Source organism: Fusibacter paucivorans (assembly GCF_018390735.1).
Classification (GTDB): domain Bacteria; phylum Bacillota; class Clostridia; order Peptostreptococcales; family Acidaminobacteraceae; genus Fusibacter; species Fusibacter paucivorans.
Map to the genome: position 1 here is coordinate 38,811 of NZ_JAHBCL010000012.1, position 15,216 is coordinate 54,026.

The window sequence follows — 15,216 nt, forward strand, 5'->3', positions numbered from 1 at the left end:
AAATCTTCTTCGTCATGCTTAGTCAATAAAAAACCGACACACCTAGGCTGTTGGCGCCCAGGCGGTCGGCTATTCTTGCATCAATTCCTCAATCCCTCGTGGTAAACTCCACTTTTTCCGCCAGTCTTGAGGATGTTATTTCAATGTCATTATAAACGGTATGGGCCGTTCTGTAAACCCTTTTTTAAGAAAATAACAGAACGTTTTTTAGCAATGTATCATATTTATGCGTTGTATGCCGATAATTAAATCCCAATTATTAGAAATCGTTTAACTATTTAATGCTATCTCACCATACGAAAAGCAAGTTCATACAAGCTTTGTTTTTTTCTATCAGCGTACACACTTAAAAAAACAATTTATGCTAAAAATGCCTTCACTTTTTCTGCAACTTTTTCACCTGTAAAGCCAAAGAGATCAAAAAGAACATTCCCCGGTGCCGAAAGACCAAAATCATCTCGTCCTATGGTAAGATCTGCGTATTTTGCCCATCCAAAAGTTGTTGCAGCTTCAATGGATACAGTTGGGATATCCTTCGGCAGAACGGATGCTTTGTAATCATCAGACTGCATATCAAATAATTCTTGGCAAGGCATTGATACAACACGGACATCAATACCTGCATCTTTTAAGATCGCCTGTGCTTTAATGGCTACGCCGACTTCTGAACCCGTTCCAATTAAGATAGCCTTTGCCGTACCCGCAGCTTCTGAAACAACATAGGCGCCTTTTAACGCTTCCCTTGATGAGCCGTCGAGCACTTCGAGATTCTGTCTTGATAAGATCAATGCCGTCGGTGTTTCTTTACTGGTCATTGCCGTATACCACGCAGCTGTTACTTCTCTTGCATCGGCAGGACGAATGACATTAATATTTGGAATAGACCTAAGCATTGCCAATTGCTCAATCGGCTGATGCGTCGGGCCATCTTCACCAACGCCAATACTGTCATGCGTCAAGATATAAGTAACCGGCAATTTCATCATTGCTGCAAGACGAATTGCAGGTTTCATATAATCAGAAAAAACAAAGAAAGTTGCTGCGTATGCCTTTAATCCACCATGTGCCTGCATGCCGTTAACAATTGCCGTCATCGCATGTTCGCGAACGCCAAAATGTAAATTTGAACCGTAGTAATCATCAGCACTGAATGATCCTCTTGCCTTCATATCCGAGTTATTAGAAGGCGCTAAATCAGCTGAACCGCCAATTAAATTAGGCATCACTTCTGCAATTTTGTTGAGTATCTTACCTGATGAACTTCTTGAAGCCGCTTTTTCTGAATACGACCAAAACGCCTCTGATTCAAGATAATCCATTGGTATTTCGCCAGAAAACCATGCTTTATATTCTGCGGCGAGTTCTGGGTTAGCCGCTTCATATGCCTTAAACATCGTATGCCACTCGTGCTCTTCTTCAGCAAGAATCTGTACTTTTTTCTTCATAAAGAGTTTAACGTCTTCGTCGACGAAGAATGGTTCTTCAGGCATCTCTAAAAACTGCTTCATTTCGGCAACGCCATCTGCTCCGAGTGGTGAGCCATGTACTTTATGCGATCCCTGTTTCGAAGGACAGCCATAGCCGATAATGGTTTTGACAATGATAATCGTTGGTTTGTCTTTTTCGAGTTTAGCAACTTTCAGCGCCGCTTGAATAGCATCAATATCGTTGCCGTCATTGACTTCGAGCACCTGCCAGTTCATGGCTTCAAAGCGTTTGGATACACTCTCTGTAAATGCAATTGACGTATTGCCTTCAATGGTAATTTGATTGGAATCGTACATCAAAATAAGTTTGCCAAGTTTCAGTGTGCCCGCCAATGAAGCCGCTTCATAGGAAATTCCCTCCATGAGGCAGCCGTCTCCTGAGAGTGCAAAGGTATAGTGGTCTACGACCTTATGCTCCGGTGTATTAAATTTGGCAGCCAAATGCGCCTCCGCCATGGCAAAACCAACAGCATTGGCAATGCCTTGTCCAAGTGGCCCAGTCGATATCTCAATGCCTTTTGTGTGACCGTATTCCGGATGGCCCGGCGTCAGACTGTTGAGTTGTCTAAACTGTTTAAGTTCATCCATTGGCAAACCGTAATCAAAGAGGTGCAGCAGTGAATACATTAGCATAGAGCCATGTCCTGCTGAGAGAACAAATCGGTCTCTGTTGTCCCATTTCGGGTTGAGGGGATTGTGTTTCATCTCATGCGCCCATAGTGTGTAGGCCATTGGCGCAGCGCCGAGCGGCAGCCCGGGATGGCCAGAATTTGCAGCTTCAATCGCCTCTGCAGACAATACACGAATGGTATTGATTATTTTCTCTTGTAACATCGTTTTCCAACCTTTCTTCAATAATGATCATAAACATTATAAAGTTTTTTACGTGCATTAACAACGAAAATACACTTTGTTTTTCGCCTTCGATTTATCGCGGCTAAATCATCCGCAATAAGTCTTAAAGTTCAAAACTTCTTATTTACAAAATAAAAGAGCAGACTGTCATCTGCTCCTATGGGTGCGTTTTATCCTTGAAAATTTACAGCTTTTGACGGAATAATGGTTGAAATAGCATGTTTGTAAATCATTTGCTGTTTGCCTTCACTATCTAAGACAATCGTGTAATTATCAAACCCTTTGACGAGCCCTCTGATCTGGTATCCACTGATTAGAAAAATCGTAATCTGCGTTTGATCCTTTCGGCACTGGTTTAAAAATACGTCCTGTAAATTAATTGCACTTTTCATTGAACTTCCTCCTCATTCTCTATATTTATCTTTGGCAGGATTATTCGGACAATGTCATCATGTCTTTGATAGGCTTCCAAGTCGATTGCCTGCAGCATGTCGTAGCGTCTGAACCAAGTCATTTGACGCTTTGCATACCGCCGGCTGGATTGCTTTAATAGCGAAACCATCGTATCGTAATCATAAAGATGATTCAAATATCCCAAAACCTCTTTGTATCCTATACCCTGCATGGATTGAAAACTATCATCTAAGCCCATTTTTTTGAGATCTGCTACTTCTTCAACCAATCCCTGCACCAGCATAAGGTCTACGCGCTTATTTATTCTAGCATACAGCTTTTCCCTATCTCGCGTCAAGCCAAATAAATAAATTTTATAATCTTTCGTCACCGCGGGAACCGTTGAAAAGTCACTGGCCTTATGACCTGATATGTGATTGATTTCAAGGGCTCTGACCACACGCCTAACATTATTTTGATGAATGCGATCTGCTGCCTCGGGATCAATTTGCCGCAGCTTTGCGTGAAGTGCCGCGGCTCCTTCTGTCTCGGCATACACTTCCATGCGCTTTCTATAGTCAGCATCTCCCATACTCTCACCAAAATCCATCTCATACAGCAACGCGTTAATATAAAGGCCTGTCCCGCCTACGATCAGCGGTGTCTTTCCCTGCTCGTGAAGTTTGCGAATTTCGCGTTTGGCATCACGCGCATAATCACTGACACTATACTTCTCTGTCGGCGGCACAAAATCAATGAGATGATGGACAATGCCATTCATTTCTTCCTTTGTGGGTTTCGCTGAACCTATATTGAGCTTTTCATAGATTTGAACAGAATCAGCCGAAATAATCTCGGTATTCATAGCCTTCGCCAAAGCAATGGATAAATCTGTCTTGCCAACGGCCGTCGGCCCAGCTAATATGACGATTTTAGGGTTATTTTGCATATACTATCCTTTTCATTTGATGCTTTCTTCAGGCATCGCTTTTTATACAATGCGCTTAAATCGTTTTTCGAGTTCTTGTCTCGAAAATGAGATAATAATCGGTCTGCCATGAGGGCAGGTGTATGGTTCTTTCAATACTTTTAAATCTTTTAATAGTGCTTCAATCTCGTATGAGCCAATGCTGTCATGTGCTTTTATCGCATTTTTACAGGCTTTGGACATCAGTTGCTCACTAATGTGATGATCAAGTGCCGACTTAGCGCCCTCTATTAACGATGTGACTAGTTCACGTGCTGTTGTAAGGTCAAGAAAATCCGGAATACCACGCATAACCAATGTATCCGGGCCAAATTCTTCAACGTCAAATCCAAGCGTTTGCATCGCTTGCAGTATTTGAGTCATTTCATCCGCCTGCGACCAATGCAGTGCAATGGTTTCTGGTACAAGCACCATTTGGGTAGCCGTTGCCCCTTCAAAAAATGTTTGCATCAACTGTTCATAAAGTATTTTTTCATGCGCTGCATGCTGGTCAATCATATACATTGATTCATCTTTTTCAAAAATGAGATAAGTCTTTAAAAAAGTGCCCACATAGACGAGGCCATCGTAAATGCTCGCCTCAGCCATTGGTTTATGAAAAGCGGGGATTTCTTCAGAGAACGCACTCAGTGCAGATAGATCATACTGTGTAAAATCAATTTTGGCCTTTTCACTTTTTGACGGCGATACTGTTTTGAAACGGCCTTCTGATGACCTCGTTTCCACATCTTCTTTTTTGGGTTCATCACGCATCTGATAAACTGGAGTTTCTTCAGCAATCAAACCCTCATCAGCGATTTGTTTTTGAACTAACATCTTGTCAACGGCAGATACATCCGACGGTATGCTGCTGTCAATTGTATTCCTATGACCAGCCGTGTCTTCATTATGCCGTTCGGGCTCCATCTTAATCTCTTTTTGAACATGCGTTGCAATAACGGACTCCGGCATTGGTTCAAAACTTTTTGAGTCTTCATTGATGCTCGCCAGCTTTTGTCTGTTAAATACGTCCTTTTCCGAGAAGGTCACTTCCGGAATTTGATTATGCAGGTTAAATGCCTTTCGAAGAGCCGCATAGATCAACTGCTTGACATCGCCTTCATGATGAAATTTAATTTCTGTCTTTGCCGGATGGATATTGACATCTACCGCATTGGGCGTCAACTCAATAAAAAAGAAACAGACTGGGAAGCGATTGTGCATTAAATAAGGTTTATATGCCAGCATGATCGCCTCTTTAATCAAATCGCTCTTGACATAGCGACCATTGACGAACACGATTTGCAGGGTGCTGTTGCCCTTGGTATAGGCAAATGTCGAAGCAAAGCCGAATAACTTGATGCCAAGCGCTTCGTGTGATACTTCAAATAGGTTCTGCATTAAATTACGATCATAAACTTCAAAAATGGCATTGGCGAGTTTGCCGTTTCCGGGCGTCTTAAAAACACTTTTACCGTCAAGTGTGTACTCAATGGCAATCTCGGGGTGAGACAGCGCTAAATGGCTCATCAAATCAGAAATATTCTTTGCTTCCGCTTTATCTGATTTTAGAAATTTTAAGCGCGCAGGCGTGTTGAAGAACAGATTTTGTATCGTAATCGACGTCCCGGTGAGCGCACCAACTTCGGCGATCTCCAAAACTTTCCCGCCTTTTGCAGTCACTTTTGCCCCCACTTCATCCTCAGCCGTCTTTGTGACAAGTGCTACTTCCGAAACAGCACAGATACTGGCGAGTGCTTCACCTCTAAATCCCAGAGAAGCTGTTTGATAAAGGTCTTCAAGCGTCCTTATTTTGCTGGTTGCATGCCGCTCAAAGACGAGGTTTAAATCTTCGCGTGCAATGCCTGTACCGTTGTCAATCACGCCTATATGCTTCTTGCCGCCTTTTTCAATAATCACATGAATATGCGTACTGCCGGCATCAATGGCGTTTTCAACTAATTCTTTGACCACCATCGCCGGTTTTTCAACCACTTCACCTGCGGCTATCTTGCTTGCAGTAATCTCATCCAATTTATAAATATGTTTTAAGCTCATAATAGCTCCTCGCTACTTTTCTCTGTAGGCCCTTAATATTTCATAGAGCGCATTCATCGCTTCGATTGGCGTCATGGTATCGGCATTCAATGTTTCAAGATAAGTGTGCAGCGTTTCTGAAATACTATAGCCGTCCGTCTCTAAAGCTTTTGTCATCACATTCGTCTCTTGAGACAGCTCATGTTTTGCGGGCATCTGTGATAGGGTGTTGTTTATATCACTGGCTTCGAGGTGGGATAAGATTTCCTTTGCACGTTGAATCACGGCATCCGGTACTCCTGCCAGTTTTGCGACCTGTATCCCAAAGCTCTGATTGGCACCGCCTTTTTCGATTTTTCTGAGGAATATAATATCATCTTTACTCTCTTTAACGGCGATTCTAAAGTTTTTAACGCCGTCCAGACGCCCTTCCAATTCGGTGAGTTCGTGATAATGCGTCGCAAAGAGCGTTTTCGCCTTCTGCTTGGTTAGATACTCGACGACGCTCCAAGCAATGCTCAGTCCGTCATACGTACTGGTGCCGCGTCCGATTTCATCAAGAATAATCAGCGATTTTTGTGTTGTGTTCAAAAGTATATTAGAAAGCTCTGTCATTTCCACCATAAACGTACTCTGACCCTGCGACAGGTCATCCGATGCACCGACACGGGTGAAGATTCGATCGACCACGCCAATTTCAGCCTTATCCGCCGGAACAAAACAACCGATCTGTGCCATGAGTGCAATCAGCGCAACTTGCCTCAGATAAGTTGACTTTCCTGCCATATTGGGGCCCGTTATAATGTAAAAGTGCTGATCGCGATTGTCCAACAGCGTATCATTGGGAATAAAAACAGAGCCATTGTAAATGCGTTCAATGACCGGATGGCGGCCATTTTTTATCATTAGTGTCTGCTTGTCTGTCATTTTAGGCCGTTTGTAGCCGTAACGATAACTGCATTCTGCAAAAGCGATGAGTACATCCAACGATGCGACGGCATCTGCTGTTTTTTGAATACGTTCTATATGCACGGAGAGTGCCGCTTTTAAATCGGCAAACAAGGAAGCCTCAAGTCTGGCGATCTTCTCTTCTGAACCTAGAACACGCTCTTCAATCGTCTTTAATTCAGGGGTAATGTAACGTTCCGCATTGGCGAGCGTTTGCTTGCGAATATAGTGCTCCGGTGCCATCTTTGCACTGCCCTTTGAAATTTCAAGATAGTATCCAAATACTTTGTTGAAGCCCACTTTTAGCGTTTTGATTCCCGTGGCTTCGCGTTCGCGCTGTTCGACATCCAGTACCCACTGTTTGCCATTGGTAACCGCTTCTCTGAGTTCAAAGAGCGACTGATCGTAATCTGCATTGAAAACGCCGCCGTCTTTTATTGTAATCGGCGGTTCTTCGACAATGGCGTCGTCAATCATTTGAAAAACATCTGCCAGCGGATCAATCGCTTCCATTAATTGATGGAGTCCTTCACTGTCGACATCGCCCAAGCGCAAACGAAGTTCCGGTAAAACACCCACTGACTGTTTTAGTGCAATAAGGTCTCTGGGGTTAATATTGCCGTAAACGAGTTTTGACGTCAACCGTTCAAAATCGTAAATCTGTTTCAGCAAGACGCGCAAATCGCTTCGCAGCATCATATCGTCTAAAAGCGCCGCAACCATATCGTGACGCGCACAAATCGCTTCGACGTCAATCAGCGGTTCTTCCAGCCATGATTTTAAACGTCTGGCACCCATGGCAGTCCCCGTCTTGTCGAGCACCCATAACAGCGCACCGCGTTTTTCTTTGGTCCGCATGGTCTCTGTCAATTCTAAATTACGCCTTGTAAATTTATCGAGAATCATAAAGCGCGACTGCTGGTATACCTGTAGCCGCGTTAAATGATTCAGCGGCACTTTTGCCGTCTCTTCAATATAAGATACGAGTGCGCCGGATGCACAGATGCTCTCAGGCAATTCAGACAGTCCCATACCTTCAACCGTATGGACTTTGAATACGCGCTTTAAGGTCTCAGCAGCGCCTTGGCTCTCAAACGCCGTTTTATCAAAAGGGGTTACCGTAATCCCCTGATGTGTCATTTCCTGTGTAAATTGCACGTCAACAGCGTCATCATTGGGCACGACGAGTTCTGTTGGCGTCAGCTTAAGCACTTCGTCCGTCAATTTTTGAACAGAAGTCAGTGTGGTGGTCTTAAAGAGCCCTGTCGTGATGTCACAATAGGCAATGCCATAGGACCTTTCCGATTTTGAAACGGCGACGACAAAATTGTTTTTTGCCGAATCCAGCATTTCAGGGTCAATAACCGTTCCAGGCGTAATAATGCGGACGACTTCCCGCTTGACGAGTCCCTTGGCTAGTGCAGGATCTTCCACCTGTTCACAGATGGCAATTTTAATCCCTTGATCAACGAGTTTTTTAATATAACCTTCTACAGAGTGATAGGGAACGCCGCATAACGGCGCACGTTCCTCAAGACCGCAATTGCGGCCGGTTAGTGTAATTTCAAGCGCTTGTGAAGCCAATAGTGCATCGTCAAAGAACATTTCATAAAAATCGCCCAGTCGATATAAAAGCAAATAAGATTCATACTGGTCTTTTATTTCGAAGTACTGTTTCATCATCGGCGTTAATTTGCTGCGATCAATTTCGTGATTCATGCTGTTGACACCGTCCTTATTTTAATGTTCGGCAACGATCTCACCGTAGAGTGAGAAATGTTTTGGCTTGGTTATTTTAATATCGACAAGTTTTCCAATATGTGATGCATCGCCCTCAAAAGTGACTGTAATTCCCTGCGGTGTTCTACCCATGAGCAAAGCTTCTGAATGCTTAGAGAAATTTTCTACTAGCACCGTCACCGTTTGATTCGCATAGGTTTTCATCTTCTCTTTAACAATGTCCTGTACCGTATTTAACAGCATGTCAAATCGACGATGCTTTTCTTCATCCGTGGTAAGATCTTCAATGTCTGCTGCAGGGGTTCCCGTCCGTTTGGAATAAATAAAGGTAAACGCAGAATCATAGCCCACCGTTTTAACAAGATCCAGCGTCTCCAAAAATTCTTCATACGTTTCGCCCGGAAAACCGACGATGATATCCGTTGTCACACCTATATTAGGCATCAACACGCGCGCTTTTCGAATAATCTCAAGGTACTGTTCCCGTGTATAATGGCGATTCATTGCCGTTAAAACACGATTGCTCCCCGCCTGTACCGGCAGGTGAAGCGATTCACAGACGTGCTCACACGAAGCAATTGTTTCAAGCAGTTTATCTGAAATATCTTTAGGATGCGATGTCATAAAACGTATGCGTTCGATGCCGGAGATCGCGTTGACATCGCGCAGTAAATCGGCAAAGTCATAAGGCGTTTCAAATGTTTTGCCGTATGAATTGACATTTTGCCCGAGCAGCATGATTTCTTTAACCCCATTGTCGGCGAGCATCTTTATTTCTGCCAGAACGTCTTCCGGCTTACGGGAACGTTCACGGCCTCTGGTGTAAGGAACGATACAGTAAGCACAGAAATTGTTGCAGCCGTACATGATGTTGACAAATGCCTTGACATCAAATTTTCTGTCTGCCGGCAGCCCCTCGATGATATCGCCTTCTGACTGCCATATTTCAACAACTTGCTTGTGCGTATCCATAAAGGACAACAGCAGTTCTGGGAAGTTGTGAAGGTTATGCGTGCCAAAGACGAGGTCTACATGGCGATATTGGCGCTTAATGGCGTCGACAATATGCGGCTGCTGCATCATACAGCCACAGACAGCCAGAATGAGATCCGGCTTTTTTTCTTTAATTTTCTTAATATGTCCTAAGTTGCCAAAAACTCTGAGTTCTGCATTTTCTCTGACGCAGCAAGTATTAAAAATAATAAGATCTGCATCATCATATTGCGCCGTCGGTATATAGCCCATTTCCGCCAGCATTGCCGTTAGCTTTTCTGAATCGTGTTCATTCATTTGACAGCCGTAAGTTTGCGTACACACGCGAAGCTGCCTGCCTTCATTATTGGGATCTGTGGCCAATCTATCTCTAATTTTATTGATCGCAATTTCATTTCTGGTTAAAATATCATCCATACTTTCAATATTGAGCGTTTCTCTATCAGACATGTTTTTCCTCCAAATTTCATTCCGTACCATTATATCAGATTTTAAAATGCATTGAAATGTCGTGTCATTTTGTTCACAAAAGGTTTGAAAATCATCATTACGCTAAGATTGACAAACCTTGTTTTAAAAATAAATTCCCGTTGTCATTATCCTATGCGCCTATAAACTGATGATTGATCTGCCAGTCATCCTCTTTGGTTACGACTATCTCGATTTTAACATTACTTTCAATATACGATCATGGTGTCCAGTTTTTCTATGAGGGCATACTGCCGAATCATTTCTTTCTGGCACGTCTGTCATTATCTCAATCGAACATGACAATACGGGCAATTCTTAGGATCAAAAACATTTCTGGAAAACCAGTGATGGCAATTCGGGCATCTTCTAATCACCAATAAAACAAATGCACTGGCACCGAAAAGTATAAAACTGAACGCAAACACACATAGCCTCAATAAGCTGTCTTCACCTGCTATGAGAAAGATAATCAATAAAGTAGGGACTGCGATAAAAATCGCTATGTATGTTATAAAGGTTAATTTGCGTATAAAAGCGTATTTCTTGATGATTTCTTCTTCATTTAATTGCATCTTATTTCCTTTCTTCTAGATTGCGCCCTAGACTGTTGTTAAAGATTAAGCCTGCTTTAAACAATAATCGTCAGTTTAGGACAACCGTTTTTATAAACAAGTTTTTATTTATATGGTTTAGACTTTACTTATCATATCACTTTTTAAAGATCATGACATCTACCGATTTATTACAGTTGCTGTCAGTCCTTATACAAAAGTAGAAACCTCACCACGATAGAAAGCTTGTTGTAGCCTTCCGTCATAGTGAGGTTTATTGTTTTTACATGGTCTAAAAGGTTCCTATAAGACTGAATCGTGCGTATCAGCCTTTAAAACAACGCCTTATGCTTCAACAGATGCCAGATAGGCCTCAGCTGCTTCAAAATCATCTTCATCAAAGACTTTGACACCGGCGTTTTTGAGCATTTCTACAGCCATCCCCTGTCCCGGTGTGCGTGTATCTGTAAACGTTCCGTCAAAAATCATTTTGCTGCCGCATGAAGGGCTGTCTGCTTTCATCATGGCAAAAGCTACTTCATTGACAATGGCTAGGCGCTGCGCTTCTAAAGCCCCTTTTGTGTATTCGACCGTAACATCCGTGCCGGCACCCGTCAACACTTTTTCGCCAACGCGCTGTGAATCCGGTCTCGGTGTCGGCAATCCGCCAAACACTTCAGGGCATACGGGAATCAGTCTTCCCTCAGCCTTCCACTTTAAGAACGTCGGGTGCTCACAGGTAACATCAGCCGCATCATATCTTACGATTTCGCCGCCGTAAAGACATTTGCTAACAAGAATTTTCTTCATTCCTACCTCCTTCAAAACATAATAATTAATAATTATTACAGTTTCTTAAAGAAATTGCAAGAAAATTCACGCAATTGATGCGAATAAACGCAAAACACAAATATTCGCTTTTCATCGGTATTGTTTTTGTATCAAATTATTCTGTATCAGCCACTACTTTCGCAGTGTTGTTCGCCCGATAATAAACCGTTTCATCAAACTCATTCTCTGTTTTAGCAACGATGAGTGTGCACACGGCATCCCCTGTAATATTCACAACCGTCCGGCACATATCGAGAATACGGTCTATTCCCATGATGATGCCAATGGCTTCAACAGGCAAGCCAACTTGTGTCAATACCATGGACAGCATAACGAGTCCTACGCCGGGAACACCAGCTGTGCCAATCGAAGCGAGCGTCGCCGTCAAGATAACGCTTACAAAATCAGATATGCCGAGATTAATACCATAGAGCTGTGCGATAAAGACTGTGGCAACGCCCTGCATGATCGCTGTACCATCCATATTCATCGTTGCACCCAGCGGCATTGTAAAGGATGCAAGTTCCTTATTAACGCCAAGGCGTTCTTCCGCTGTTTCAATGGAAACCGGCAATGTTGCATTGCTTGAAGAGGTTGAAAAAGCCACCGCCATTGCCGGTGCAAAGTTTTTAAAGAATTGAATAGGATTTAAACGCGTTACCGTAAAGAGCAATCCCTGATAAGTAAAAACCGCATGCACGACGAGCGCGCCAAGGACGCACAGCATATAGACAAACAATGAGCCAATAGCGTCAAATCCAAAAGTTGCCATGGTTTTACCAACGAGCGCAAACACGCCGATCGGTGCAAACTTCATGATTATCATGACCATTTTTAAAATAATTTCATTAAGTTGTTCCAAAATAAGCTTTACTTGTGCAACGCGTTCGCCAAGCACTGTGATCGCTGTCCCAGAAATCAGTGCAAAGACAATAATCTGAAGCATATTCCCTTCAGCCATCGCTGCAATTGGATTTGTTGGAATCATATTGATGAGCACTTGAACAAATGCCGGGCTCTCTGCTGCTTCATAAGTATACGTATCTGCTGTAAGCTGCATAAAGCTGCCCGGTTTGACCACACTTGCAATGACAATGGCAAGTGTAATGGCAATTGCTGTTGTCATTAAGTAAAAGCCCAATGTCTTGCCGCCAATACGCCCCAGTTTTTTAACATCACCAATCTGTGCGGCACCAAGCGTCAGTGAGATAAACACAAGCGGCACAACCATCATTTTTATCAACGCGATAAAAACTGATCCTAGTAATACAAAGCCAAAACCAACGATATAATCTTTGACAATCGGTGTTTCAGCAATTGGATTTAACGCAATCCCCACGACGAGTCCCAATACCATTGCAACGAGAATCTTAAACGTCAGACTTTTGTTTTTCATAAAATCCCCCTTCTTATGAGGCAGAAAGTGACTACCCGGCTTTTCCCCATCGGTCAAACCGTTTACCGTATAATACTTTCTGTCAAAAAAAATAAAACGACCTTATAACTTAATACCGTTATAATAGTCGTCCTACATATTCCTACAAGATGTTACAAAAAACTACGAATCTTTTTACATTTTTTGCATGTTTTGCGATACAATTGTCCTTTTGAGTCATATTGCTATCCATTCTGCATTTCGATAATGAGGCCTGTAAAAAATTTTCGAATATTAATTTTGCCGCCATCTTCCGAAAGCCCTTTTAAATAAGTCATCTCTCTTCGAACTTCTTTAAAATCGTACATACTGCTACCGTAACGCGTAAAGATAAGATCATCGTAATCTTGAAGTCCACGTTCGCCAATGTTTTCAAGCCCTTGGGCAATCGTGCGTCGAATACGCTGTTCAATGGTCTTCACATTGACGATTTCGCCTTTTTCCCGTTCATATTTATCACTGAGGTAATGGTATAAACTCGACAGCTTATAATCCAGAACGCGTCGCTTGATACCATCGTCAACGCCCATTAAAAATTCGACGAGATTGAGAATATCCATCGTCCCCGATTCACTGGCAATTCCCAGATGGTACAATATATGCCGCGCGCGTTCCCTGTGGCCGCTATTTGGTGCTTCATCTTTTCCTTCGTCAAGGGCTTGCATATGCTGAAAAGCATTTTGAAATGAATGAATCACCTGTTTCATTCGCATTCGCTCGTCTACATGTTTGACAACATTAATAACTTCAATCACGTTAATTGGTTTGTTAATATAAAATTCGATACCTGCATTGTATGCTTTTGACACCATCTCTTTCGCGTACACTTCGCTAATCATGATAAATGGCGTCTCTTGCATAAATGGCTTTAATTGATTCGTGACGGTAATACCATCGAGCTTGGGAAGGAGCAAGTCAATAAAGACGATATCAGGTTTTAATTTCTGAATCGCTTCAATGGCTTTCTCACCCTCTGTTGAGGAGCCACAGACATCTCCGAGGTTATGATTAATAATAATATTACTCAATATTTTGACAACGCTGACATCATCGTCCAGAATATAAAAATTATAATTCATCTTACGCCTCACTTATGTTTATCTTGATGTCCTATCTATTAATCGGAAATCACATCTGTCAATAGGTGCTGCTTGGGGATGGCAATTGCAAAACAGGTCTGATCCCCCAATGAAGAGTTCACTTCAATCTTACCGCCAAGAACTTGCGAAACGAGGTATTTAACATGTGTGAGACCAATGCCTGAGGCCATAATGCCACTTACAGCATTATATTTCGTTGAATATCCGGGTTCAAAGATAAGCGCCTGATCTTCCAATGCGATTCCGGTACCGGAATCGCATACCTCAATTAAGATCGTCTCCGCATGCGCCGTCATTGACAGCTGAATTCGACCTTCCGATTCAATTGCCTCAATGCTGTTGACCAACAAATTATTGAGAATGGACAGCAAGACATAATAATCATGTGTCGAACCTTTTAAATCAACGTGTTCTATAAACTGAATACGTTTGCCGTTTACTTCTGCAAGCTTTTCATTGGCTTCAATGGCGATACGCGCTATTTCTGACAATGGCATCACTGAACCATATATTTCGTCAATACTGCGCTCTATCCCCGCAATCACCCGCGTATAGTCCTTTTTGATTTCATGAATATCTTTTGTGACATCCAAAATGGCTTCTTTTAACGGTTCGTCTTCAAGACCTTCATAAATGCTGAAACTCTTTTGCATGGCATTTTCTATGTCACTTTTTGATTTTCTTAAGAAGAAAAGTTCCGTTTTTAAGTTGGCACGCTGCATCAACTGCTCTCGAAAACGCTGGTATTCCTGACGCCTTTTGACATGATCATAATAGCGATTGGAGATGTAGATTAGAACTGTCGTAAAAACAGTACGAAAAAGACCAATACTGATAATCGTCAGCACAACGGATTCAAAGTGACTATACGCCCATTCTTGGCGGATTGAAACTTCAATAAGATTGGGAATGCTGTCACAAACCCAAATACTGATAAAAAGAAGTGCCGGATGTTTTAATTTGCCTCTGACATCCAATACAGAAAAGAAAAAACTGTAGAAAATATAAAAAAATAAAATGGGGTAATAAAGCTGTATTGATTCGGCGACCGTCGCGTGTTCGCCAATGATATTCAAGCCGCTCCGTACAGCAAACATCATGATCCCAACGAGATTAATCGTTATGATAGGCTCAATTTCCTGAAATGTGAGCATGAGGACATTAAGTACGACTACGGCTAGCGTCAGCCTAAACTCCGTTCCAAATGGCGATAGATAAATCTGACCCATAAACGTCGTAAAAATCGCAACAATAAATATCTGTTCAACTTTTTGAAACCGATCATTAATCATAAAGCAGCCTCTAGCACTTTGCATGATTTTTATACCGAAAACTGACAACCTTTCTCAATAGACACAGTAAGAGCACAGCTAAATTTGCTGTGCTCTTCATTTTATCATAATCAGGC

Annotated in this window: 10 protein-coding genes and 1 riboswitch; all 10 genes read right to left on the reverse strand. The window is 42.4% G+C overall.

The window, feature by feature from the left end:
* Positions 1-48: 48 nt before the first annotated feature.
* Positions 49-138, reverse strand: a riboswitch (ZMP/ZTP riboswitch).
* A gap of 221 nt (positions 139-359) precedes the next feature.
* Positions 360-2,321, reverse strand: coding sequence for a transketolase (gene tkt / locus KHM83_RS08180; RefSeq protein ID WP_213236513.1), 1,962 nt, complete (start codon positions 2,319-2,321; stop codon positions 360-362).
* Between the two features lie 191 nt (positions 2,322-2,512).
* On the reverse strand, positions 2,513-2,734 hold the full coding sequence (hfq, locus tag KHM83_RS08185; protein WP_213236514.1) for an RNA chaperone Hfq: 222 nt from the start codon (positions 2,732-2,734) through the stop codon (positions 2,513-2,515).
* Positions 2,731-3,684, reverse strand: a complete 954-nt coding sequence (miaA, locus tag KHM83_RS08190) for a tRNA (adenosine(37)-N6)-dimethylallyltransferase MiaA (RefSeq protein WP_213236515.1) — start codon at positions 3,682-3,684, stop codon at positions 2,731-2,733. The genes hfq and miaA overlap by 4 nt, the downstream gene beginning before the upstream one ends.
* A 42-nt stretch (positions 3,685-3,726) precedes the next feature.
* Positions 3,727-5,760: a DNA mismatch repair endonuclease MutL gene (mutL, locus tag KHM83_RS08195; RefSeq protein ID WP_213236516.1), complete on the reverse strand. Its 2,034-nt coding sequence runs from the start codon at positions 5,758-5,760 to the stop codon at positions 3,727-3,729.
* A 12-nt stretch (positions 5,761-5,772) separates the two neighbouring features.
* Entirely contained in the window at positions 5,773-8,406 is a 2,634-nt protein-coding gene (gene mutS / locus KHM83_RS08200; RefSeq protein ID WP_213236517.1) for a DNA mismatch repair protein MutS, read from the reverse strand.
* A gap of 21 nt (positions 8,407-8,427) precedes the next feature.
* The gene (gene miaB / locus KHM83_RS08205) at positions 8,428-9,870 is read right to left on the reverse strand and encodes a tRNA (N6-isopentenyl adenosine(37)-C2)-methylthiotransferase MiaB (protein WP_213236518.1); all 1,443 of its coding nucleotides are present in this window, start codon (positions 9,868-9,870) and stop codon (positions 8,428-8,430) included.
* A 917-nt stretch (positions 9,871-10,787) separates the two neighbouring features.
* Complete coding sequence (locus KHM83_RS08210; protein ID WP_213236519.1) at positions 10,788-11,252, reverse strand: 2-thiouracil desulfurase family protein; 465 nt, start codon at positions 11,250-11,252, stop codon at positions 10,788-10,790.
* A 136-nt stretch (positions 11,253-11,388) separates the two neighbouring features.
* Entirely contained in the window at positions 11,389-12,669 is a 1,281-nt protein-coding gene (locus KHM83_RS08215) for a dicarboxylate/amino acid:cation symporter (RefSeq protein WP_213236520.1), read from the reverse strand.
* Between the two features lie 224 nt (positions 12,670-12,893).
* On the reverse strand, positions 12,894-13,787 hold the full coding sequence (locus KHM83_RS08220; protein ID WP_213236521.1) for a response regulator: 894 nt from the start codon (positions 13,785-13,787) through the stop codon (positions 12,894-12,896).
* Between the two features lie 38 nt (positions 13,788-13,825).
* Positions 13,826-15,100, reverse strand: a complete 1,275-nt coding sequence (locus tag KHM83_RS08225) for an ATP-binding protein (RefSeq protein WP_213236522.1) — start codon at positions 15,098-15,100, stop codon at positions 13,826-13,828.
* Positions 15,101-15,216: the final 116 nt, after the last annotated feature.